The sequence below is a fragment of the Acidimicrobiales bacterium genome (assembly GCA_035546775.1).
GTDB lineage: Bacteria > Actinomycetota > Acidimicrobiia > Acidimicrobiales > JACCXE01 > JACCXE01.
This window is the reverse complement of sequence record DASZWD010000040.1, coordinates 35,815-58,869: the sequence shown is the minus strand read 5'-3', so window position 1 is coordinate 58,869 and position 23,055 is coordinate 35,815. Positions and strand designations below refer to the sequence as shown.

Below are 23,055 nucleotides of genomic sequence, written 5' to 3'. Positions count from 1 at the left end.
TGGGGGCATGGGTCGAAGCGCGCCTCCTCTGCCCGAGGGCGAGGAAAAGGTTCACGCCGTCGGCGCCATGTTCGACGCCATCGCCCCGCGCTACGACCTCGTGAACCGTGTCATGACGTTCCGCATGGACGTCCGGTGGCGCCGGCGCACGCTCGACTCGTTGCAACTCGGCGGCGGCGCCCGCGTGCTCGACATCGCGGCAGGGACCGGTGACCTTTGCCGCGAAATGGAACATCGGGGCATGGCCCCGATCGCGCTCGACCTGTCGGCGGGCATGCTGGCCAACGCCCGTACTGCTGCGCCGCTCGTGCAATCCGACGCGCGTTTCCTGCCCATCGCCACCGCGGCGATGGACGGTGTCACCTGCGGCTTGGCGTTGCGCAACCTCGTCGACCTCGACGCCTGCTTCGCCGAGATGGCGCGGGTACTGCGCCCCGGTGGTTCACTGGCGCTGCTCGAAGTGTCCACACCGACCAACCCGGTCTTGGCGTTCGGCCACCGCGTGTACTTCGGCCGAGTCGTGCCAATGATCGGCGGCTTGTTTTCCGACCCCGCCGCGTATCGCTACCTGCCGCGCTCGGTCGCCTACCTTCCGCCGACGCCCGAACTGCTGGCGATGATCGAGCGCGCCGGCTTCACGTCCGTCGAACGTCAGCAGCTGAGCACCGGCATCGCGCAGCTCATCACCGCGAGGCGCGCCTAGTGGACCTGACCAAACTGCTGGCCGGCATCCGCGACGACGACATCGTCATGCTCGGCGGGCGCGACGGCGGCTTCGTGGCCCGCGGCGTGCGCGCCCGCATCGATCTGCCCGCCGGCGCTTCCGACGGTGAACTCGGCGAGCGCGTCGGCAACGAGCTCGCCGCTCTGGGCGACGGCGCGATCGCGGTGGGTGCGCTGCCGTTCAACCGGGTGTTGGCGGCGTCGCTGGTGGTGCCCGAAGAAGTGTGGTTCGTCCGCGACGGCGTCGGCCCGTCACCCGACACCGCCGACCAACCGCTGGCCCCCGACGCCTTCAGCCTCACCCCGTCGCTGTCGCACGCCGACTGGTGCGATCTCGTCGACGATGCGCTCGCCGCCATCGACGCCGGCGACTTCGAGAAGGTCGTCGTCGCACGCGCCGTGGAGGTGGCGGCCAATCGCCCGATCGTCGTGGCCGACGTCGTGCGCCGCCTGCACGATCTCTACCCATCGTGCACGACGTACTCGGTCGACGGATTCGTCGGTGCCAGCCCGGAGTTGTTGATCAGCCGCGTCGGCGACCAGATCGTCTCGCATCCCCTCGCCGGCACCACGGCCCGCGTCGGCGATCCCGATGCCGACAACGAGGCGGCGGCCGCCCTCCTCGCGTCGGACAAGGACCGCGCCGAGCACCGGCTTACCGTCGACGGCGTCGCCGACGCCCTGCGGCCTTACTGTGCGTCGCTCGACGTGCCCGCGGGCCCCTCGGTCGTCGCGCTGCGCAACGTCACGCACCTCGGCACGAAGATCACCGGCACGCTGGGCGCCACCGCGCCGGCGTCCGTGCTCGACCTCGTCGCCTCCTTGCACCCCACCGCCGCCGTCGGTGGCCAGCCCAGCGCCGCCGCCCTCGCCTGGCTCGCCCGCCACGAGCGGCTCGACCGCGGCCGCTACGCCGGGCCGGTCGGCTGGGTCGACGCCCGCGGCAACGGCGAGTGGTGGGTCGGCATCCGTTGCGCCGAGATCGATGACACGCGCGCCGTGCTGCGCGCCGGCTGCGGCGTCGTCGCCGGGTCGGACAGCCAGTCCGAGTTGGTGGAGAGCCAACTCAAGCTGCAAGCACTGCTGGCCGCACTCGTGCGTCCTTAGGACGCGATCGCTTCGGCCACCGCCGCGTGCACGGCGCGGTGCGTCGCCATGGCCGTGCCCGCGAGCACGCGGTGCACGGCGACGCGGGTGCCGGGCACCGACGCCGCCACCGCATCGAGGTCGAGGCCGTGCGGGGTGGTGAACAGCGCCCGGAACGTGTCGGCGTCGAGTTCCTGCGCTTGCGGCAGAAAGTCGAAGATGGCGCCGCCGCTGTTGTCGATCACGACGTAGTCGAGGTTGGTCAACCCGACGGCGGCGCGTAACCCACCGACGTCGTGCAAGAACGCGAGGTCGCCCAGCACGGCGGTCACGGGATGCGGGGCGGAAGCCCACGCCACGCCCGCCGCCGTCGACACCAGCCCGTCGATGCCGTTGGCGCCGCGGTTGGACAGCACGCGGGCGCCGTCGCGCGCCGCGCCGAACCACTCGAGGTCGCGAATCGGCATCGACGACGCGACGAACAGCGTCTCGTCGTCGGCGGCCGACTTCAGCAGGCCGCGCAGCACCGACGACGCGCTCGGCAGGTGCGCCGGCAGCGCAAGGGTGGCGTCGATGGCGCGCTGCGCCGCGGCCTCGGCCGTCGTCCAATCCGCCACCCAACCAGCGTCGGGGGCGTCTTCGGCAACGAGCGCCACCGGGCCGCGCACGAACGTCGACGCCAGTCGCGATGGATCGGGCCACGTGCCGTACGGGTCGACCACGATGTGGTCGGCGCCGGTTCCGGCCAGCCACTCGTTGACGATCCGACTGGCCCAGGGTTCACCCACGTGCACGACGACGTCGGGCTTGTGCGCCTCGGCGAACGGGGCGCGCAGGAGGGCGTCGGCCGCCGCGATCGTCAACGGGTGCGGCACCCGCGCCCCCGAGCGTGGGTCGGCGAGGATCGGCCAGCCGAGTTGCTGCAGCGCACCGGGCGCTGGCGCGCCGGCGCCGGCGACGACGAGGCCGCGCCGTCCGGCGATGCCCAGGGGCGTCAACCCGGTTGGGCTGGTGTCGACGCGGTGCCACGGCGCGCCGCCGTCACGCCCCGCCGGCGACGCGTCCGGCCGGTCGGGCAACAACGGTTCGCGGAAGGGCAGGTTCAGGTGTACGGGTCCGGGGCCCGACGGGTGATGGCGGGTGTCGAGCAGCGCCCGCGACGCCAGCGACCGCCACACCTTGGCCGATGCGAGGTCGGGAACGCCCGGCGACGCGCTGAAGCGCGTCAAGCCTTCGAACAGGCGCGTCTGGTCGATGGTCTGCGGCGCCCGCACCTCCAGCGCTTCCCACGGCCGGTCGGCGGTGACCAGCAGCAGCGGCACGCGAGCGTGGTGCGCTTCGACAGCCGCGGGAACGAGTTCGGCGGCGGCGGTACCGCTCGTGGTGAGCACGACGGCGGCGCGCCCGCTCGCCAAGCCGACCCCCAACGCCACGAACGCCGCCGATCGCTCGTCGAGCACGACGCGCACGTCGAGTTGCGGGCGCGCCGCCAGCGTGAGGGCCAGCGGCGTCGAGCGACTTCCCGGAGCGATGATCGCGTGCGTCAGCCCGCCGCGGATCCATTCGTCGACGATCGTGGAGCAGAACTCGGCCTGTACCGTCATACGCGATGGCCCGACTCATTCTCGTCCACGGCTTCACCCAGACCGCCGAGTCGTGGGACGCGATCGAATACCGCCTCACCGCTCTGGGCCACGACGTCGTCGCGCTCGACGCGCCGGGCCACGGCGCCCATCACGACACGCACCTCAACCTGTGGAAGGGGGCGGACCTGCTGGCGGCCGAAGGGGGTCGCGGCACCTGGGTCGGTTACTCGATGGGCGGGCGTCTGGCGCTGCACGTAGCACTCGCCCATCCCGACAACGTCGAGCGTCTCGTGCTCATCGGCGCCACGCCCGGCCTCGAATCTGCCAGCGAGCGCATCGAGCGCCAGGCGTCGGACGAACTGCTCGCCGAGGAGCTCGAGCGTGACGGGATCGACGCGTTCTTGTCGCGCTGGCTGAGCCAGCCGCTGTTCGCCACCTTGCCGGAAGACAGCGCCGGTCTCGACGCCCGGCGCCACAACACCGTCAGCGGCCTCGCCGCCGCGCTGCGCCTGATGGGCACCGGCGCGCAGGACCCGCTGTGGGACCGCCTGCCCGACATCACGTGCCCGGTGATGCTGGTGACTGGCGCCCTGGACGAGAAGTTCACCGCCATCGCGCAGCGCATGGAGACGCTGCTGCCCGACGCGCACATCGCGTCGCTCAACGGTTGTGGTCACGCCGCGCATCTCGAAGCACCGGATGCGTTCGTCGGTGCGCTCGACGCGTTCGTCAACGAACCAATAGCCCGAGACTGAGCGCCGCACCGCCCACCATCTGCAAGAGCGACGTCTGCTGGAGCACGGCGATCAACTCACGGCCGACGGCGCCGCCCTGGACCTTCGAGATCGGCCGCGGCATGAACACCAGCAGGACGAACACCCAGAGGGACAGGGTGCAGGCACACACGAATCCCACACCCAAGCACGCGACGTAGAGGGCGCGCGCGTTCCGATCGCCGAGGCGGACTGCAAGCGTCTTCTTGCCTGACGCCTCGTCGCCGACGCGGTCGCGGATGTTGTTGACCAGCAGCAGCGCGACGGCCCACATCCCCACGGCAACGCCGGCGACCGCGCTCGTCCCCGTCACCCGCTCCAGCTGCACGTAGGTGGTGCCCGCGGTAGCGACGAGCCCGAAGAATACGAACACGAAGACTTCACCCAACCCGGCGTAGCCGTACGGACGCGGCCCGCCGGTGTAGAACCAGCCGGCGAGGATGGCAGCGGCACCGACAAGGGCGAGCCACCACCCGGCGGCGGCGCACAACGCCAGCCCGACGACGCCGGCGACGGCGAACGACGCGATCGCGGCGCGCTTGACGGCTGCGGGCGACGCCAGCTTTTGGCCGACCAGGCGCACGGGGCCGACACGCACGTCGTCGGTGCCGCGAATTCCGTCGGCGTAGTCGTTGACGTAGTTGGTCCCGACCTGCACGGCGACGGCGACCACCAGCGCGGCGGCGGCGCGCCACCAGATGATCGGACTGTCGGCGGCGTGCGCCGCGGCGGTACCCACGACGACGGGCACCACGGCGGCGGGCAACGTGCGAGGTCGCGCCCCGGCGATCCACTTCTTCATGCCGGCGTTTACGGTAATCGTCGTGCCGCAGTTGCTTGGGATTGATGCCGTGGGCGCAGAGTTCGTCGACGCCATGCGACGCGCCTGGGACGCGGGCCACGTCGTGCTCCCGATCGATCCCCGCTTGCCGGCAGCGGCGCGCGCCGCGCTGCCACGCGCCGGCGACCTCACGGACGGCGACGCGCTCGTCGTGGCGACCTCGGGCACGTCGGGCGAACCGAAGGGCGTCGTCCTCACCCACGACGCGATCGCCGCCTCGGCGCGTGCGTCGAACGCCGCCCTGGCCGTCGACGAGCGCGACAAGTGGTTCGCTTGCTTGCCGCTCGCCCACATTGGCGGGTTGTCGGTCGTGCTGCGTGCCCTGCACGCCGGCACGCCCTTCAGCTTCACCGACGACGGCACGGCGACGCTCGTGTCGGTGGTGCCGACGATGCTGCGGCGCATGGACACGGCGCGGTACCGCCGCGTCCTGCTCGGCGGCGCTGCCGCACCCGACGGCCTGGCGCCCAATGTCGTGCGCACCTACGGCATGACCGAAACGGGCAGCGGGGTCGCCTACGACGGGCGCCCCCTCGACACCGTCGAACTACGCGTCGACGGCACCGGGCAGATCTACGTGCGCGGGCCGATGCTGCTGCGTTGCTACCTCGACGGCACCGACCCCAAGGACGCCGACGGCTGGTTGCCCACCGGCGACGCCGGTTCGCTCACCGACGGCGTGTTGCGCGTCGAGGGCCGCATCGGCGACGTCATCAACACCGGCGGCGAGAAGGTGTGGCCGATCGCCGTCGAGCGTGCGCTCGCAGGGATGGGCGACATCGCCGTCGCCGGCCGGCCCGACCCCGAATGGGGCCAGCGCGTCGTCGCCTACGTCGTGCGGAGCGCGCAGGTGCCGACGCTCGACCAACTGCGCGACAAGGTCAAGGAAACCTTGCCCGCCTACTGCGCGCCCAAGGAGATCGTGCTGGTCGACGCCCTGCCGCGCACAGCGTCAGGCAAGGTGCAACGCGACCGGCTCTAGCCCCCGCCCATCATCATCGAACCGCCGTCGACGATGAGCGACTGACCCGTGATCCAGCCGGCGGCGTCGGACGCCAAGAACACCGCGGCACCGGCGATGTCGGCTGGCTGGCCGATGCGCTTGAGCGGCAACCGCCGCGCCATCTGCTCGCCGGCGGCGTCGACGAGCGCTTTGGCCATGTCGGTGTTCACCAGGCCGGGGCAGATCGCGTTGACGCGCGTGTTCGGTCCCAGCTCGAGGGCCAGGTTGCGGGTGAGGTGGATGACGGCGGCCTTGGTCACGTTGTACCAACCGATCACGGCGTTGGCGCCGAAGCCGCCGACCGACGCGATGTTGATGACCGACGAGCCCGGGTCCTTGCCGAGGCCGGCCTCGACGGCCAGCTGCGTCCAGCGCAACACGCCCCACTGGTTGACCTGCACCGTCTTGTCGGCGCGGGCGCGGTCGATGCCGAGAATCGATCCCATGTAGGGATTGGTGGCCGCGTTGTTGACGAGGATGTCGATGCCACCGAGACGCTCGACGGTCGCGGCGATGCACGCCGCCGCTTCCTCTTCGTTACCGGCGTTGGCGGCGAACCATTCGCAACCGTTGCCGATTTCCTTCGCCGCGACCTCGAGGTCGTCGGCCTTGCGCGACGAGATCATCACCCGTGCCCCAGAGTCAGCCATCGCCTGCGCGATCGCGCGGCCGATGCCGCGCGATCCGCCGGTGACGACCGCCACTTTCCCGTCCAGTCGTAGATCCATGCGCCGCAACCTAACGTCTGGGTCGCGATGGAGCCGATCTTCCACATCACCGACCAGGCGCAGTGGTACGCCGCTGCCGCGATGGGTGTCTACACCGGTTCGACGCGGGGCAAGTCGCTCGACGAGGTCGGCTTCATCCACTGCTCGTTCGCCCATCAGGTCCAGCCGACGGGCGTCCTGGTGTATAGCGACGTCAGCGAGCCGCTCGTCGTCGTCACCATCGACCCGGCGCTGGTCAGCGCCGAGATCAAGGTCGAGAACGACTTCCCGCACATCTACGGTCCGTTGCATCTCGACGCCGTGATCGAGGTACAGCCCTTCCATGCCTAATCGCCTCGCCACCCAGGCCAGCCCGTATCTGCGCCAGCACGCCGACAATCCCGTCGACTGGTGGCCGTGGGGTGAAGAGGCCTTCGCCGAGGCGCGGGCGACGGGCAAGCCGGTGCTGCTGTCGATCGGCTACGCCGCCTGCCACTGGTGCCACGTGATGGCGCACGAAAGCTTCGAGGACGCCGCCACCGCCGCGGTGATGAACGAGCGGTTCGTCAACATCAAGGTCGACCGCGAGGAGCGGCCCGACGTCGACGCCATCTACATGGACGCCACCCAGGCGATGACCGGCCGCGGCGGCTGGCCGATGACGGTGTTCGTCGAGCCCGACGCGCAACGGCCGTTCTTCGCTGGTACGTACTTCCCGCCCGAGCGCCGCCATGGCATGCCGAGCTTCAGCGACGTCATGGACGCGGTGCACGACGCCTGGGTCAACCGCAAGGACGAGGTGCTCGAACAGGCCGACCAGGTAACCGACGCCGTACGCGAGCGCTCGAGCGGCGGCTTCAGCCTCCTGCCGCCAGCGCAGCGCCGCGCGTTCGACCCGCTCGAAGGCACCGTGCAACTGCTGCTCGCCAACCACGACGACCGCCTCGGCGGCTTCGGCGGCGCGCCGAAGTTCCCACAACCCTCGATGGTCGACGCGCTGTTCCTCACCGCCCGCGCCGGCAACGACGCGGCGCGCCGCGCCGCCACCCGCACGCTCGACGCCATGGCGGCCGGCGGCATCCACGATCACCTCGGCGGTGGGTTCGCCCGCTACTCCGTCGACCCGCAGTGGCTCGTCCCCCACTTCGAGAAGATGCTCTACGACCAGGCCGGTTTCGTGCGGGTGTACACGCACGGCGCGCAGCTCACCGGTAACCGCTGGTATCACCAGGTCGTCACGCGCACGATCGAGTACGTGCTGCGCGACCTGCGCCTGCCCGGAGGCGGTCTGGCGTCGGCCGAAGACGCCGACAGCGAAGGCCACGAAGGCCTCTTCTACACGTGGTCGCCCGAGGAGATCCGCGGCGCGCTGCACGACTCCGCGCTCGCGGACGAGTTCATGGCGTTCTACGGCGTCGTACCCGCCGGCAACTTCGAAGGCCGCAGCATCTTGTTCCGCCCAGTCGACGCCGACCCCACGGTGCCGCCGAACGTGGCGCGCGCCGCGCGGATCCTGCTCGACGGGCGCGCCACGCGCGTGCGTCCCTTGCGCGACGACAAGGTCATCACCGAGACCAACGCCATGTTCGTCGCCGCGCTGGCCGAAGCGGGCAGCGCGTTCGGCCGCGACGACTGGCTGGCGGCGGCCGTCGAGACCGCCGAATTCCTGCTGGCACACCTGCGCGCCGGCGACCGCTGGATGCGGGCCTGGCAGCAGGAAAGCGGCGCCCAGCACCTCGCGGTGGCCGGTGACTACGCCTGGCTGGTCGACGCGTTCACGCGTCTCGGCGAGGCAACCGGGACCGCCCGCTGGACGAACGAAGCGCGCACCGCCGCCGACGCCCTCCTCGATTTGTTCTGGGACGACGGCGGCGGCGGGATCTTCACCGTCGGGCGCGACGCACCGGCGCTCGTGGCGAATCCGAAGGAGACCTTCGACGGCGCCACGCCGTCGACCAACGCCGTCGGCGCGCTGGGTCTCGCCCGTCTCGGCGCCCTCACCGGCGTCGACCGCTACACCGACCGCGCCCGCGAGATCGTCGCCGGTCTCCCCATCGGCGACCACCCCGCGGCGTTCAGTCACGCGGTGTACGTCGCCCATCTCCTGGCGCGCGGCATCACCGAAGTCGTGATCCCCGGCCGCAACAACGCCCTCGTCGCCGCCTACCGCGGCGAGTGGCGGCCGCTGTCGGTGCTGGCATGGGGCGAGCCCTACGACTCGCCCCTGTGGGAAGGCCGCACCGAAGGCAACGCCTACGTCTGCCGCGACTACGTCTGCGAGTTGCCGGTCCAGGACGTGGAAGCGCTCCTGAAGTCGCTCGCCTGACACCGAACGTCTGTACGATTTTTCTCTGTTCGGCGTCACACCCTTCGGGTAGAATTACGTCGATGTCATTGGTCGCCGAGCTTGCCGAGGCTGTCGCGGAACACGACCGGTTCACGGCGCGGCTGACGATGGCGGTCGGCGCGTTCGACGCGTCGCGGGAGTGGGACGCTCCCGGATATGTGTCGGCGGCGGAGTGGCTCCGCGAGCAGGGATACACCCGAGCCGACGCTGCCTGGATGGTGAGCGCGGCCAAGAAGCTGCGGTGCTGGCCGTTGGTCGCGGCAGCGTGGCTCGACGGTCGCCTGAGCGGCGGGCAGATCAAGATCATCTGCGCGCAGGCGATCGACCGCCACGTCGGCTTGTTCGCCGAGCACGAGGCTGATCTGTTGGCGCACCTGACCTCGCTCGACACGCTCGGCACGCTCACCGCCATGCGCGTATGGCGCCAACGCGCCGACGCGCTCAACCCGGGGCCAAAGCCTGACGACCGCGAAAACATCGCCCATATGTCGGCGACGCTCGAAGATCGCGGCCACCTCACCGCCACGCTCGATGCCGAGGGCTACGGCCTCGCCGTTGCCGCGCTAGAAGTCGCCGACTCACACGACTTCGACATCCCCGCGGCCGAACGCCGCGGCGCCGCCCTCGTCGCCATCTTCCGCTGGTTCTGTGACCACCAGAACATCACCAACCCCGCGAACCGCCACCGCCCTCATCTCAACGTGATGATCGACGCTGCCAGTCTCGGCACCGACCACCTCGAAGGCTTCGACATCACCACCGGTCTGCGGTTCGATACCGAAACGCTCCAACGGTTGCTGTGCGACTGCGACCTGCACCGCCTGATGGCGGCCGGCTCCGAGATTCTCGACTACGGCCGCGCCGTACGCACACCACCCCCGGGCCTGTGGAACGCCCTCGTCGCCCGCGACCAGCACTGCCGACACCCCGGCTGTGATCGGCCGCCGTCATGGTGCGACGCCCACCACGTCGAGTGGTGGGAACGCGACCACGGGCCAACGTCGATCGGCAACCTCGTGTTGAAGTGCAGCCTTCATCACCCTGTTGCCCATCGCGTCGGCTGGTCCGAACGATTACACCCCGACGGCACCTACGAGCTCACCGACCCGAACGGCCGAACCCGCGTCACTCGGCCACCGGGCACTGCCGCGCCTCCACAAGATGCCACCGCCGAACGCGAGAACGAATTCGTCCGACACCTCCAAGCCGTGCGCGCCCGCGCCATCGGCGCGCTGCTTGACGCCGCCTGACGTCGCCTGACGCGCCGGGTATCCACCCTCGACGTTGTCCACAGGGCGAACATTGAGGCGTGGCGCTTGCCCAGAATTCGCAGCATCCGGCGTTTCGCAAGCCGGTCGCGCCGCTTGGCGCGCACGTGCGTCTGCTGTTGCTCGCGCCCGGTGACGGCGAAGCCGCGTGCGTCGACCTCGACACGGGCGGGTTGGTGTGGGCCACGTGGGATCCCGAGTCGAGCAACGTGGTGCCGATACGCCTGCGCCAGATGGACGTGCTCTCTGCGCGTACCGTCGCCAACCCGGCCGAGCCGGACCCGTCGCGCCCCGAGACCATCGAGCTCGATCACCCGCCGGTCGCCATCGGTCGCCTGCGCGGCCGCCGCGCCCAGAAGCTGCTGACGCCGCTGCATCATCCGGAGAAGAACGAACTCCTCGGATTCGCCGGCGAGGCCGTCCCCTACTGGACCCTCCAAGGCGACCGCCCCTCGATGACGATCGTCAACCCGCACGGCGACATCGTGCTTTCGGCCACCGCCGAAGGCTTGATCGTCAAATTCCGCTTCCGCGGCCACGTCCACGAACTGCCCTGCACCGACCCCGTCGCCATCGAGGCGATCAACAAGCGCAACGGCCATCCGCTGCGAGCGCGCCGGCGCCTCCTCATCGCGCTCAGCGCACCCTTCTTCGGGCACTGCTACAAGACAGTGCCGGCCCTCCTGCCGGGTTAGGCGCCTTCAGGCCGCGAACGCTTCGGCGAACCGGTCCGTCGCCAGCGCTTCGACCGTGGCTTCGTAGGCCAGCTCGGCGATGCGCTCGAGCCCGTCGGGACGCATGAGGTTGAGGCCGTGGTGACGCACCTCCGACGCGGACGGGCGGAACAGCAGCACCTCGATGTTGCGTCGACGGGCCAGCGCCATCTCGGCGTGCAGCTGGCGCGCCGGGATGTTGCGCACGAGTTGGCCGAGCGGCCCCGGCGGCAACGCGGTGTCAAAGGCGAGGGGCACGACGCCGATGATGCGGTCGACGTCGGCCTGCACTGCGAGGTCGAGATTGCTGGTGGAGTGCGCGCCGCCGTCGATGAGGCTGCGCCGACCGACCTGCACCGGCCGGTACACCCCGGGAATCGCGGCGCTGGCGAGCACGGCGCGGGGCAACTCGACCTTGGGGGCGCCGGGCCGGCCGAGTACGACGCGCCGGCCCGTCACGATGTCGACGGTGGTGAGCCACAAAGCCTGGTCGGGCCACGCGCTCGGCAGTTCCTCGGCGAAGCGCCGCTCGCCCTCCTCGAGGGTGAACATGCCGCCGGGGAAGACGGAGCGCAGCACCGCCGGCGGCCGGAGGGGAAAAGGCGACACGGCCCGCGCCAGCACGTAGGCCGAGCCGATCAGGTTCCGGACGACGTCGATCGGGTTGCCCCACGTCGGCGCGAACAAGTCGGGCCGGCGATCACCGGTGCCGCCGAAGGACTCGTGCGTCGGGTGCTCGCCGCGGGCGAGCAGCCACATGTCCTTGGTCGACATGCCGCTGCGCAGATACGCGGCCACCACCGACCCAGCCGACGTACCGACGATGACCTCGGCGTCGTCGGGCGAAAACCCCGTCTCGACTTCGAGGGCGCGCAGCACCCCGGCGTGATAGGCGAGGCCGACGGTACCCCCGCCCCCGAGGACTAGTGCAGTTTTCAGCGGGACGCGCTTACTTGGGCAGCTTGGCGCCGGCGAGGTCTTCTGCCATCGCCCAGCCGAAGGCGATCAGGTAATCGCCGTTGTCACGCTTGAGCGGCGTGAAGTACGCCGCCACGTCCGCCTTGATCGCCTCGGGCTTGAGCGACTCGTGATCGAGCACGCCCGGTGTGTCGCCGTCGCCGGTGACGATGAACGAGCGGTCGTCGATCCGGCCCTCGGCGCCGAAGCGCTTGGCCAGACGGCGGCTCCACGCCCGCTCCTCACCGGTGGTGCGGTGCTCGGGCTGCGGGCACACGTCGGCCAGACCCTTGAAGGCGTTGAAGGCGCCGGCGTCGATCATCTTGGTGCCGACCACGACGTCTTCGTCGGGGAAGGCCATGACGGCGCGCTGGTACATGTTGGCCATCAGCGCCTTGAGCACCGATTCACGCTTCGAGGTGCGCTTGACCGACCCGAGGCCGATCAGCAGGCACGGCGTGCCGCCGATGCGCTCGAGCGTGCAGAAGGCGAAGCCGTGCAGCTTGCCGTTCTCACGGGCCTGTGACACCAGGACCCAGTCCTCCCGGTACTTGGAAAGGACGCCAATCTCGTATCCCGCAGGCCCCCCAGCGCACATATCGGCCAGTTCGGCCAACTCCGCATCGCTCAGGGCGGTGCAGTCCTTGGTTACGACATCGATCGCCATGGACCTCGATCTCTCCTCGGCGGCAGTTTCCGGCGGCCCGTACTTGACCGCCCGGTCAGTTTAGATGCTGGGAGACCGAAGGTTCACACGCAACGGTCAGATAACTGCGTTCGATCCGAGCAAAACGCGCAGTTCCGCCACCAGTCGGGTGCTCGGATCGCACCGGAATTCCGACGGCAGGCGCAGCTTTTTGGTCCCAAAGTGCAGGTAGACGTCGGCGTCGCCCGGATACTCGAGCAGGATGCGCTTCAACTCGGCCAGGGTGGTGTCGCTCACGCCCTCCGATACGCGCAGTTCGAGGCGGGACGCGGCATCGAAGACGATCTCGGGCCGGCGGATCTCGAGGCAGGTGAGTTTCGGCTCGTCTTCCCGCTTGTCGACGCGGGCCTTCACGCACACGATGGCGTCGTCGGTGAGCAGGCTCCCCCACTCCTGCATCACCTTGGGGAAGACCATCACCTCCATGGCGCCGTCGAGGTCTTCGAGGACGAAGGTGGCCATCAGGTCCCCCTTCTTGGTCCACTTGCGGGCCAGCGTGGTGACGACGCCGCCCACAACGCGCACCGCCCCGTCGTCGAGCTCGCGCGCTTCGGACACCGACGCGTCCGTGAGGCGCCGCAGCGCCGCCTCGGCACCCTTGAGCGGATGGTCCGAAACGTAGAGGCCGAGCATTTCCTTCTCGAAGCCCAGCCGCGTCATCTTGTCGAACTCGACCTCGGGGATCGGCACGCGCGTGTCGTCCCACGACGGCTCGCCGGTGTCGTCGAGCTGATCGAACAGGCTCATCACGCCCACGTCGCGCTCGCGTCGGCGTGACAGCACGAGGTCGACGATCGACTCTGCCGCCAGGCACAGCCCCTGGCGCGGGTAGCCCAGCGAGTCGAACGCCCCGGCCTTGATGAGCGAGTCGACCGACCGCTTGTTCAACACGATCGGGTCGACGCGCTGGCAGAAGTCGTAAAAGTCGAGGAACGGTCCGTTGGCCTCGCGCTCGGCCACGATCATCGACACCAGGTTGGTACCGACGTTGCGGATCGCCGCGAGACCGAACGGGATCGTGCGACCTTTGGCCCCGAAGCCGGCGACCGACTGGTTGACGTCGGGCACCAGCACTTCGATGCCGAGGTTGCGGCACTCCGAGAGGTACTTGGCGGTGGCGTCCTTGTCGTCGCGCACGCTGGTCAGCAACGCGGCGAAGTACTCGACGGGATGGTGCGCCTTGAGCCACGCCGTCTGCCACGACACGAGTCCATACGCGTACGTGTGCGACTTGTTGAACGCGTAGTCGGCGAAGGGCTCGATGATGTCGAACAACTGCGTGCCGAGCGCCGCGCCGTAGCCCGTCTTCTCGCACCCTTCGACGAACTTCTCGCGCTCGGCCGCCATGATCGAGCGCACCTTCTTGCCCGCGGCCTTGCGCAGGTTGTCCGCTTCGGCGAGCGAATAGCCGGCGAAGCGCTGCGCCACGCGCATCATCGACTCTTGGTAGATCATGAGCCCGTAGGTGTCGCCGAGCACTTCTTCGAGTTCAGGATGGATGTGTTCGATCGGCTTGCGACCGTTCTTGCGGTCGGCGTAGTCGTAGTGCATGTTGGCCGCCATCGGCCCGGGCCGGTACAACGCCAGCAACGCGGAGACGTCGTCGAAGCTCGTCGGCGCCAAGGCTCGCACGAGCGAGCGCATCGGCCCGCCTTCCAACTGGAACACGCCGATCGTCTCTCCGGTGCGCAGGAGTGCGAGCGTGTCGGGATCGTCGAGGGGGATGGCGTCGACGTCCGGGCGGTCTCCGGTGTTGGCCTCGATGAGGTCGAGCGCCTGCTCGATCACCGTGAGGTTGCGCAGGCCGAGAAAGTCCATCTTCAGCAGACCGAGCTTCTCGATCGCGGGACCTTCGAACTGGGTGACGATGGGTGCGTCCTCGAGCTCGACGCCCGCTTCCGGCTTGCGCTGCACCGGGCAGTACTCCATCAGCGGCTCGCGTGAGATCACGACCGCCGACGCGTGGATGCCCGACTGGCGACGGAGGCCTTCGAGCCCCTTGGCGACGTCGATCACCTTGCGGGCGTCGGGGTCGGTCTCGTACATGACGCGCAGGTCGCCCGCCATCTGGAAGCCGCCCTCGTGGCCTTCGGTGAGTTCGAGGCAGGCGCCGAGGGGCGTGTCGCGCCCCATGATGAGCGGCGGCATCGCCTTGGCGATCTTGTCGCCGACCACGTAGGGATAGCCGAGCACGCGCGCCGCGTCGCGCACCGCGGCGCGCGCTTTGATCGTCGAGAACGTCACGATCTGCGCCAGGTGATCACGGCCGTACTTGTCGGCGACGTAGCGGATCATCTCGCCTCGATACCGTTCGTCGAAGTCCATGTCGATGTCCGGCATCTGCTTGCGGCCGGGGTTCAAGAAGCGCTCGAACAGCAGGTCGAAGCGGATCGGGTCGAGGTTGGTGATCCCGAGGCAGTAGGCGACGCAGCAACCGGCGGCGCTGCCGCGGCCGGGACCGACGCGGATGCGGCGTTCCTTGGCGTGGCGGATGAGGTCGCCGACGATGAGGAAGTACGTCGAGAACCCCATGTTGCCGATGACCTGCAGCTCGTAGTCGAGCCGCTCGGTCACTTCTTGCGACAGCACCTCGCCGTAGCGCTGACGCGCCCCCTCGTAGGCGACGTGGCGCAGGTACTCGGCGTCGTCGGCGAAGCCATCGGGCAGCGGGAACTTGGGCAGCTCGGCGCGGTCGAAGTCGATGGTGACGTTGGCGCGCTCGGCGATCCACAGCGAGTTGTCGCACGCCTCGGGTAGCTCGCGGAACAGGTAGCGCATCTCGGCCGCCGTCTTGAAGTAATGCTGGTCGGAGCCGAAGCGGAACCGGCTTGGATCGTCGACGGTCGAGTTGGTCTGCACGCACAGCAGGGCGTCGTGCGCCGCCGCGTCGCTGTGGTCGGTGTAGTGGCTGTCGTTGGTCGCCAGCAGCGGCGCCTGGATCTCCTTGGCGATCTCGAGCAGCAGCGGGTTGGTACGGCGCTGCTCCTCCATGCCGTGGTCCTGCAACTCGATGAAGAAGTTGTCGCGGCCGAAGATGTCCTGGAGGCGCCCGGCGAGCTTCGTGGCCTTGCGCTGGTCGCCTTGCAACAACGCCTGGAGGACGACGCCGCCGAGGCAGCCGCTGGTCGCGATCACGCCGTCGTGGTGCTTCTCGAGCAGTTCCCAGTCGAGGCGGGGTTGGTAGTAGTAGCCCTCGAGGAACGCGAGGGAGCTGAGTTTGAGCAGGTTGGCGTAGCCCGCGTTGTTCTCGGCCAGCAGGGTCAGGTGGTAGTAGAGCTTCTGGCCGCCCTCGGCGTCGCCGCCGGTGTCGTCCACGCGACCACGCCGCGGCGGGCGCTCGAACCGGCTCTCGCCCGCCATGTACGCCTCGAACCCGATGATCGGGTTGACGCCGTGCTTCCGGCACGTCTCGTAGAAGTCGATGGTGCCGTACATGTTGCCGTGGTCGGTCATCCCGATCGCCGGCATGCCGTCAGCGACCGCGGCGCGCACGACGTCGGCCACCCGCGCCGCGCCGTCGAGCATCGAGTACTCGGTGTGCAGATGCAGGTGGGTGAACGAAGAACCCACGAACCAACTCCTCGTCCACAGGGGCCTGTGGACAAATTACGCGCTTGTAGTTACGCGACCGTATCGCACGTGCCCGACCCGATGAGACCGGTCGCGCCGTCCCTGTCGACGGAGCAGTACATCCACCCCGACGCGGCGCGGATGGCCGCGGTGCAGCGGATCTTCGACCACTACCTCGTCGTGGAGGACATCTACCCCTCGCTCGCCCGCCGGTTTGCCGCCCACGGGGTGACACGCTTCGCGGAGATCGGCGGCGGTCGGGGGCCGATCGCGGCGCTGCTGGCCGGCGCCTCCACCGTCGTGGTGGACGCGGACGAGACGATGACGACGGAGTGCACGACCCCAGCGGTCCGCGGTGACCTCCGGGCGCGGCCGCTCGCCGACACCTCGGTCGACGGCGTCGCCGCGGTCAACTGCTTCTACTTCCTCGACGACCCGGGCGCCGGCATCCAGGAGGCGCACCGGATCCTCGAGCCCGGCGGGCTGTTCGTGGCGTCGTCACCGAGCCGCTGGAACGACGCCGAACTCGCAGGCATCGACCCGAACTGGGGCACGCCGACTACCTGCACGCGTTCAACGTTGCGGACTGGGCGGCAACGGCCGAAGGCATCGAGGCGCCGATGACGATCACCAAGCGCGGCGCCCAAGTGTGGGCCTACAAGTAGTCAGCCGTCGGTGAGCAGGCTTCGGCGGTTCGACCAGGCCCAGCGCAACAAACCGACGGAGAACACGAGGGTGATCACGTTGATGCCGAACTCGATTGCGCCACCCCCGTTCTTCCACCAGATGCCGTGCTCGACGTCGTAGAGCACGTCCATGCAGAACAAGTACACGCCGGCGCCGCCACCGGTCAGCAGCCAGAACAAGCTGCGCGACGACCGCCGCTGCAGCGACCGGATGGCGCCGAGCAACGCCACCGTGAGCCACGCGTCGGCGAGCGGGAACGCGTTCTCGAACGCGTTGTACGCCTTGGTGGTGTCGCTGGCCACAACCGAGCGCGCGCCAAACCACAGCGCCCAGTACGCGACCATGATGACGACCGCGGCGGTCATGGTGGCGATCACCCGGCGGCGCCCCCGCTCGTCGATCATGCGACGGCTACAGGTACGTGCCGGGGCGCTCGGCGCCGTCGGGGCCGCGTGCCAGCTGCGGCCGGCGCATGTTCTCGAGCTCGTTGCGCGCCGCCATCTGCTGGGCGAACAGCGTCGCCTGGATGCCGTGGAACAAGCCCTCGAGCCAGCCGACGAGCTGTGCCTGGGCGACGCGCAACTCGGCGTCGGACGGCGCTTCGCTGTCGAAGGGCAGCGCCAGGCTGGCCAGTTCGCCTTGGAGGTCCGACGACATGCCCTGAGCCAGTTCGTGTACGGAGGTCTCGTAGATCTCGCGCAACCGGACGCGCGCCTTCTCGTCGAGCGGCGCGGCGCGCGCTTCGTCGAGCAGCTGCTTGAGCATCGAGCCGATGCGCATGAGCTTGGCGGGTTGGCTGACCGTTTCGGTCTCGGCCACCTCCTCCGAAGGCGGCTCGACGACCTCGAGGCGGGGTGGGCCCGCAGTGGGGTCTTCGGGGTTCGACATGGGCAAGCCAACGTAGTACCCGGGCCGGGGCCGTACGATGAGTGCGTGAAGGTTTCGACGCGGGGCGACTACGCCAGCCGAGCTTTGTTGAGCCTCGCGTTGCACGACGACGCCGGCCCTACCTCGGTGCGCGACATCGCGGAGCGCACCGGCTTGCCCCAGCCCTATCTCGAGCAAATCCTCCTCGCGCTCAAGGGCGCCGGACTCGTGCGCTCGAAGCGGGGGGTCGGCGGGGGCTACGTGTTGGCCCGGCCGGCGGCGGAGATCACGCTCGGCCAGATCGTGTCGGCGGTCGACGGGCCGATCACCGCCGGCGACTTCGGCGAGCCGCACCAGAACGGCGCCTGCGATCACGAGGGCCAGTGCGTGCTGCTCGGGGTGTGGGCCGACGTCGGCCGCACGATGCGCACCTACCTCGACAGCTACACCCTCGAGCAAATGGTCGACGCCGCCCGCGGCAAAGCCGTCGCGCCCGCTCCTAGCTGAGCCGTGCCAGCACGGCGGCGAGATCCGCCGGCAGCGCGGAGTCGAAGGCGAGTTCCTCGCCCGTGATCGGATGGGCGAACGCCAACCGCTCGGCGTGGAGGAACGGTCGCGCACACGGGATCGCCGGACGCGCCCGGCCGTAGCGGGTGTCACCGACCACCGGATGCTTGATCGAGGCGAGGTGCACCCGAATCTGGTGCGTGCGTCCCGTCTCGAGATGACACTCGAGCAGCGTCACCGGCGCTGGCGACGTGAATCGGGCCCGAACGTAGAAACGGGTGCGTGCCTCACGGCCGTCGGCCACGATCGCCATCTTCGTGCGCTCACGTTCGGAGCGGCCGATCGGCGCGTCGATCAGGCCCTCGTCGCCCTCGATCACACCCCACGCCAACGCGCAGTACTGCCGCGCCACCTCGCGCGCCCCGAGCATCTCGACGAGTTCCTGGCGCGCCCGCTCGGTGCGGGCCACGACCATGAGTCCCGACGTGCCGGCGTCGAGGCGGTGCACGATGCCGGGCCGCTCAGGCTCGCCCACCAACGCGATTTCCGGGTAGCGGGCCACGAGGCCGTGCACCAGCGTGCCGCGGTCGCGACCGGCGCCGGGGTGCACGACGAGGCCCGCCGGCTTGTCGATGACGACGATGTCGTCGTCTTCGTAGACGACGCTGAACGCGACGTCAGGTTCGGGAACGATGCCGACGTCGGCCAGCGCCGCCACCTCCGCGGTGATCACATCACCCCCGGCCACACGCGTGCTGCCTTTGGTGACGACGCGCCCGTTGAGGGTCACAGCGCCCGACGTGACCATGTCGGTGGCGACGGTGCGGGTGACGTCGGCTTCGAGGGCGACGATGCGGTCGAGGCGCTCGCCGGCGAGGGCGTCAGGAACGGTGACGTTCATTGCCGCCCTCGAAGAAGCTCAACAGCAACAGCAACGCCACGCCGCAGAACAGCGACGCGTCAGCCCAGTTGAACACGGGCCACCACCGAGCGATCTCGACGAAGTCGATCACCCGACCGCCGTTGGCGCGGAACAACCGGTCGACGAGGTTCCCGGCGGCACCGCCGATAACGAGCCCGAACGCGATCGCCTGCGCCACCCGATGGCGCGTCCAGATCGCATACGCGGTCAGTACCGAAATGGTGAGCGACGCCAGCACGGTGAACACCACGCTGCGCCCCGCACCGACGCTGAACGCCGCGCCCGAGTTGTACGTCAGCACGAGCCGCGCACCGAGCACCAGGCGCACCGGCCCGTCGGCCAGCGAATGCTCGGCGATCGACTTGGTGATCTGATCGACGACCACCGAGCCGACGGCCACCCCGAGAACAATCGCCGCCGAGACACGCCGCCGCAGCGGCACGCCAGCCCGCGGCACCGACGACGTATCCGCCGGCGGCGTCAGCGACGTGACAGTCCGCCGGTCTTGCACGCAACGCACTGGCGCGCGTACGGCAACGCTTCGAGGCGGGCCTTCACGATGTTCTGGCCGCACGACTCGCACGTGCCGTACGTGCCCCGTTCGAGCTTGCGCAGCGCGTCGTCGATTTCCTCGGTGATGCTGATCGCCTGCGACGCCAGCGCCAAGTCACGCTCACGGTCGATGGCGAGCGTGCCGCCTTCGCCCGACTCGTCGTCGAACTGCACGTCGCCCGGCTCGGCCTCGCGCATCAGCTCGTCGGCCTCGTCACGCAGCAGGCGCGCCTGCTCGAGGTATTCGGCCTTTTCGGCGAGCAGCAGTTCCTTCTGCTTTTCCTGCCACTTGTCGAGCACGACCTTCTTGGGCCGCTTGGCGGGCGCCGGAGCGGCCGCCTTGGCCGGCGCCGGAGCGGCCGCTTTCGCCGGAGAGGGCGCCTTTGCCGGCGCGGCCTTCTTCGCGGGCGCAGCCTTCTTGGCGACGGGCGCCGGGGCCTTCTTGGCCGGCGCCTTCGCCGGCGCCTTGGTTGCGGTGGCCTTGGCCGGCGCCTTTTTGGTGGCGGTGGTGCTCTTGGCCGCCGCCGACTTCGCCGGCGCCTTCGCCGCCGCCTTCTTTGCTACAGCCATTGCCTGAATCCTTCCCAACCCCTGCCCTAGGGGGCGGCGGAGAATAACAGACTCGGCCCGCCGTCCTATTCCCCGGGGCCGCCTACGTCCCCAAGAGCGGTTTCGCCAGTTCGGGGGCAAGCGTGCGCGAATACGCCGCCGTGATGTGGATGCCGTCCCAGTAGACGGGTGTGCTTCCGATGACCGCCGGGCACGTCGCGTGGTAGCAGAACCAGTCCTCAGGGTCGACGTATGTGACACCGGGTCCGACGGCAGCGGTTTGCTCGGCGCGCCGTACGGCCAGCCAGTCGTCGGACAGCACACCGTTGCAGTCCTGCGGTTTGCTCACCCGCGTGACGCACTCCTGGAGGTTTCCGGAGCGGGGCGGCGCACCGATCACCACGACGCGACGACCGGGAGCGGTCACTTCCTGGAGCGTGTGCACCAGCGCGTCGTGCCACCGGCTGAAGTTCTGTGCGCTGCCCTGCGGGCCCGCGCCGAGGATCTGGTTCGCCTCTTCGTGGTTGCTTGCCATGATCACGAGTTCAGGGTTGATGCGCTGCACCTCGTGCAGGGCCCAGGCGTGGTGCGCAGTGCAGTCCTTGTTCTCCCACTTATGGGTGTCGGAGACCTGCATCGGCGTGTCGACCATGGCGCACGACTTCAACGTCAGCATCTGAATGCGCCAGTCGGTCTCCTTGAGCGCGCCGCGAATGCCCGGCATGTAACTGGCGGCGATGCTGTCGCCGAGCAACACTGCGACGTGCGGCGCCGCCGGGCTGCCGTACGAGCACCGCGCCTCGTTCGCCGCGTTGGTACTGAGGCAGTTGTCGTGGATCATCTCGGGCGCGCCCGCCTTCGGCAACGCGTCGAGCGACGGCGTCAGCGGCCCCCACGACGTCGCCAGCAGCGACGACTTGATCAACGCCTGCAACGGATCGGCCTCGGTCGCAAGCGTGGTCGACGGCGCGGCCGCGTCGAGCGCGGGATCGACGGCGGCGGCCGGAGTCGTCGCCGCAACGTTCGTGGACCCACCGGTGTTCACGAGCGCCCAGGCGAACCAGATTGCGAGCGCGACGGCAGCTGCGGCGAAGCGCAACGCGACCCGCTCGTTGTCTGCGATGAGTTCGCCGAGTCCCCGCCGGCGGGGCCGGACCCATCCCTGCGGCTTCTTCGACAGCCACAGCGAGTGGCGGATCGGCTCTTCGAGCAGCGTGTTGCTCGCGGCCGACAACGCCAACGCGCCCACGAGCGCGATCAACTCGGCTTTGTGCGTGGAGTGCGGGTAGTACGCCGTCGCGAAGATGATCGCCGGCCAGTGCCACAGATATAGCGAGTACGAAATCTTGCCGAGGTAAAGCGACGGCGCGCTGCCCAACGCGAAGCGCTCACCCACTCCGCCGCGCGGATCGGCGGCGAGCAGCACAACGGCCGTGGCGACGACCGGCGCGGCGGCGGCCCATCCGGGGAACGGCGTCGCATCGCTGATGGCCAGCGCCGCGATCGCGATGCCGGCGAGTCCGACCCATGCGCCCGCGGCGCGCACGCGCGGCGTAATGCGCAGCGCGGCGGGCTGGATGATCGACGCAAGCGCACCGATGCCCAACTCCCACGCGCGGGTGAACGCAGAGAAGTAGCTGCCGGCGGGGTCGAGCTTGGTCAGGTGCACGCTGGCGGCGAACGACAGCGCGACGAGTACGAAGCTGACGCCGGCGATGACAGCGGTCGAACGTCGAAGACGTGCGCGTCGGGCGACGGCGAAGGTGACGAAGAGCACCCACGGCCACACGAGATAGAACTGCTCCTCGACCGCCAGCGACCAGTACTGCTGTACGGCCGACTGGGCGCGGTGCGCCGCGAAGTAGTTCGTACCGATCGACGCGAAGTGCACGTTGGCGAGAAAGCCGAATGCCCACCAAGCGTCGACAGTGGTCTGGTGCGCCCGCAGCGACGTGAAGATGACGTGGGCACCGACGACGGTGGCGACCAGCACCAAGACCGCCATCGGCAGGATGCGCCGGGCGCGGCGGGCGTAGAAGTCCCGGATGGAGACGCGGCCAGAACGGTCGAGTTCTCGACTCAGCAGCCCGGTGATCAGATAACCGGAAATGACGAAGAAAACGTCGACGCCGATGAAGCCGCCGCGCGGAAAGCCGAACACGTGGGCACCAAGCACGAGCAGCACCGCCACGGCCCGCAGGCCTTGCACGTCAGCGCGCAGCGGCGCGCGCTCGGAGCGCTGGACGCGCGCGTCCGACAGCAAAACCGGCTGCTCAGATCGTTCGTAACCCCGCACTGCCCCGATGGGAGACAGGGTAGCGGCCTAGCGGCGTTTTCCGCCGCGCCCGGCGTCCTCCATGGCGAGTTCGAGCAGCCGCTCGACGTCGGCTTCGGCGACGCCGTCGATCTGCACCCGCTTGGCCCGGCTGGACTGTCCACTGAGCAGCGTGACCTGCGCCAGCTTCACGTCGAAGGTCGACGCGATGAGCGCGACCACCGCGTCGTTGGCGCGCCCGCCTTCGGGCGGCGCCGCCACGCGCACCTTCACCGCGTCGCCGTGGCGGCCCACGATCGCCGTGCGTCCGGCGCCCGGCTGCACGTGCAGCCGCAGGACGGCGACGCCCGATTCGTCGTTCTCTCCGGCGGTGTAGTCGAACAGGTCGCGAAACATAAGGACGCAACCCTAGGTCC

Annotated in this window: 23 protein-coding genes; 10 read left to right on the top strand and 13 right to left on the bottom strand. The window is 69.5% G+C overall.

All coding sequences use genetic code 11. The annotated features are described in order from the left end of the window. The first annotated feature begins 7 nt into the window (after positions 1-7). Together VHC63_09735 and VHC63_09730 are read left to right on the top strand one after the other, a co-directional pair. Positions 8-703 carry a ubiquinone/menaquinone biosynthesis methyltransferase gene (locus tag VHC63_09735; GenBank protein ID HVV36870.1) on the top strand — a complete coding sequence of 232 codons (696 nt, stop codon included), beginning with the start codon at positions 8-10 and terminating at the stop codon, positions 701-703. Continuing rightward, the gene (locus VHC63_09730; protein ID HVV36869.1) at positions 703-1,830 is read left to right on the top strand and encodes an isochorismate synthase; all 1,128 of its coding nucleotides are present in this window, start codon (positions 703-705) and stop codon (positions 1,828-1,830) included. The genes VHC63_09735 and VHC63_09730 overlap by 1 nt, the downstream gene beginning before the upstream one ends. Here VHC63_09730 and menD read toward each other — a convergent pair. Next, positions 1,827-3,413 (bottom strand): 2-succinyl-5-enolpyruvyl-6-hydroxy-3-cyclohexene-1-carboxylic-acid synthase, encoded by a 1,587-nt coding sequence (menD, locus tag VHC63_09725; protein ID HVV36868.1) that lies wholly within the window; start codon positions 3,411-3,413, stop codon positions 1,827-1,829. The genes VHC63_09730 and menD overlap by 4 nt on opposite strands. A gap of 5 nt (positions 3,414-3,418) precedes the next feature. On the opposite strand from menD, the gene VHC63_09720 reads away from it, so the two are divergent. Next, a complete protein-coding gene (locus VHC63_09720; GenBank protein ID HVV36867.1) occupies positions 3,419-4,150 on the top strand; it encodes an alpha/beta fold hydrolase in 732 nt (243 codons plus the stop codon). Here the strand turns inward: VHC63_09720 and VHC63_09715 are convergent. Further along, the gene (locus VHC63_09715) at positions 4,125-4,970 is read right to left on the bottom strand and encodes a 1,4-dihydroxy-2-naphthoate polyprenyltransferase (GenBank protein ID HVV36866.1); all 846 of its coding nucleotides are present in this window, start codon (positions 4,968-4,970) and stop codon (positions 4,125-4,127) included. The genes VHC63_09720 and VHC63_09715 overlap by 26 nt on opposite strands. A 22-nt stretch (positions 4,971-4,992) precedes the next feature. Between VHC63_09715 and VHC63_09710 the strand changes: the two genes are divergently transcribed. Continuing rightward, positions 4,993-5,991, top strand: a complete 999-nt coding sequence (locus VHC63_09710; protein HVV36865.1) for a fatty acid--CoA ligase family protein — start codon at positions 4,993-4,995, stop codon at positions 5,989-5,991. Here VHC63_09710 and VHC63_09705 read toward each other — a convergent pair. Then, a complete protein-coding gene (locus VHC63_09705; GenBank protein ID HVV36864.1) occupies positions 5,988-6,740 on the bottom strand; it encodes an SDR family oxidoreductase in 753 nt (250 codons plus the stop codon). The genes VHC63_09710 and VHC63_09705 overlap by 4 nt on opposite strands. Positions 6,741-6,767: 27 nt before the next feature. Here VHC63_09705 and VHC63_09700 point away from each other — a divergent pair, with 27 nt between their 5' ends. From VHC63_09700 to VHC63_09685, 4 genes are all read left to right on the top strand, one after another. Continuing rightward, entirely contained in the window at positions 6,768-7,070 is a 303-nt protein-coding gene (locus VHC63_09700) for a DUF952 domain-containing protein (GenBank protein ID HVV36863.1), read from the top strand. Then, a complete protein-coding gene (locus tag VHC63_09695) occupies positions 7,063-9,045 on the top strand; it encodes a thioredoxin domain-containing protein (protein ID HVV36862.1) in 1,983 nt (660 codons plus the stop codon). The genes VHC63_09700 and VHC63_09695 overlap by 8 nt, the downstream gene beginning before the upstream one ends. Before the next feature lie 62 nt (positions 9,046-9,107). Beyond that, positions 9,108-10,316, top strand: a complete 1,209-nt coding sequence (locus tag VHC63_09690; GenBank protein HVV36861.1) for a DUF222 domain-containing protein — start codon at positions 9,108-9,110, stop codon at positions 10,314-10,316. A 59-nt stretch (positions 10,317-10,375) separates the two neighbouring features. Beyond that, positions 10,376-11,029: a hypothetical protein gene (locus VHC63_09685; GenBank protein HVV36860.1), complete on the top strand. Its 654-nt coding sequence runs from the start codon at positions 10,376-10,378 to the stop codon at positions 11,027-11,029. A gap of 6 nt (positions 11,030-11,035) precedes the next feature. Here VHC63_09685 and VHC63_09680 read toward each other — a convergent pair whose 3' ends face one another. The 3 genes from VHC63_09680 to dnaE all read right to left on the bottom strand — a co-directional run bounded on the left by VHC63_09680 (position 11,036) and on the right by dnaE (position 16,280). Then, the gene (locus VHC63_09680) at positions 11,036-11,986 is read right to left on the bottom strand and encodes a patatin-like phospholipase family protein (GenBank protein HVV36859.1); all 951 of its coding nucleotides are present in this window, start codon (positions 11,984-11,986) and stop codon (positions 11,036-11,038) included. Between the two features lie 10 nt (positions 11,987-11,996). Next, positions 11,997-12,671, bottom strand: coding sequence for a hypothetical protein (locus VHC63_09675; protein HVV36858.1), 675 nt, complete (start codon positions 12,669-12,671; stop codon positions 11,997-11,999). 96 nt (positions 12,672-12,767) lie between these two features. Beyond that, the gene (gene dnaE / locus VHC63_09670; GenBank protein HVV36857.1) at positions 12,768-16,280 is read right to left on the bottom strand and encodes a DNA polymerase III subunit alpha; all 3,513 of its coding nucleotides are present in this window, start codon (positions 16,278-16,280) and stop codon (positions 12,768-12,770) included. A gap of 81 nt (positions 16,281-16,361) precedes the next feature. Between dnaE and VHC63_09665 the strand changes: the two genes are divergently transcribed. After that, positions 16,362-16,904, top strand: coding sequence for a class I SAM-dependent methyltransferase (locus VHC63_09665; GenBank protein ID HVV36856.1), 543 nt, complete (start codon positions 16,362-16,364; stop codon positions 16,902-16,904). A gap of 41 nt (positions 16,905-16,945) precedes the next feature. On the opposite strand, the gene VHC63_09660 is transcribed toward VHC63_09665, so the two are convergent. After that, positions 16,946-17,371 (bottom strand): hypothetical protein, encoded by a 426-nt coding sequence (locus tag VHC63_09660; protein HVV36855.1) that lies wholly within the window; start codon positions 17,369-17,371, stop codon positions 16,946-16,948. Positions 17,372-17,378: 7 nt separating this feature from the next. Beyond that, positions 17,379-17,855, bottom strand: coding sequence for a proteasome activator (locus tag VHC63_09655; protein ID HVV36854.1), 477 nt, complete (start codon positions 17,853-17,855; stop codon positions 17,379-17,381). A 45-nt stretch (positions 17,856-17,900) separates the two neighbouring features. Here VHC63_09655 and VHC63_09650 point away from each other — a divergent pair, with 45 nt between their 5' ends. Further along, complete coding sequence (locus VHC63_09650; protein ID HVV36853.1) at positions 17,901-18,341, top strand: Rrf2 family transcriptional regulator; 441 nt, start codon at positions 17,901-17,903, stop codon at positions 18,339-18,341. Here the strand turns inward: VHC63_09650 and VHC63_09645 are convergent. The 5 genes from VHC63_09645 to VHC63_09625 form a co-directional block, all read right to left on the bottom strand. Next, positions 18,334-19,242 carry an RluA family pseudouridine synthase gene (locus tag VHC63_09645; GenBank protein HVV36852.1) on the bottom strand — a complete coding sequence of 303 codons (909 nt, stop codon included), beginning with the start codon at positions 19,240-19,242 and terminating at the stop codon, positions 18,334-18,336. The two genes, VHC63_09650 and VHC63_09645, sit on opposite strands and share 8 nt — an antisense overlap. Then, on the bottom strand, positions 19,223-19,774 hold the full coding sequence (gene lspA / locus VHC63_09640; protein HVV36851.1) for a signal peptidase II: 552 nt from the start codon (positions 19,772-19,774) through the stop codon (positions 19,223-19,225). The genes VHC63_09645 and lspA overlap by 20 nt, the downstream gene beginning before the upstream one ends. Continuing rightward, on the bottom strand, positions 19,744-20,385 hold the full coding sequence (locus tag VHC63_09635; GenBank protein HVV36850.1) for a TraR/DksA C4-type zinc finger protein: 642 nt from the start codon (positions 20,383-20,385) through the stop codon (positions 19,744-19,746). The genes lspA and VHC63_09635 overlap by 31 nt, the downstream gene beginning before the upstream one ends. 82 nt (positions 20,386-20,467) lie before the next feature. Next, positions 20,468-22,627, bottom strand: coding sequence for an acyltransferase family protein (locus VHC63_09630; GenBank protein ID HVV36849.1), 2,160 nt, complete (start codon positions 22,625-22,627; stop codon positions 20,468-20,470). A gap of 60 nt (positions 22,628-22,687) precedes the next feature. Further along, positions 22,688-23,035, bottom strand: coding sequence for a DUF167 domain-containing protein (locus VHC63_09625; protein HVV36848.1), 348 nt, complete (start codon positions 23,033-23,035; stop codon positions 22,688-22,690). Positions 23,036-23,055: the final 20 nt, after the last annotated feature.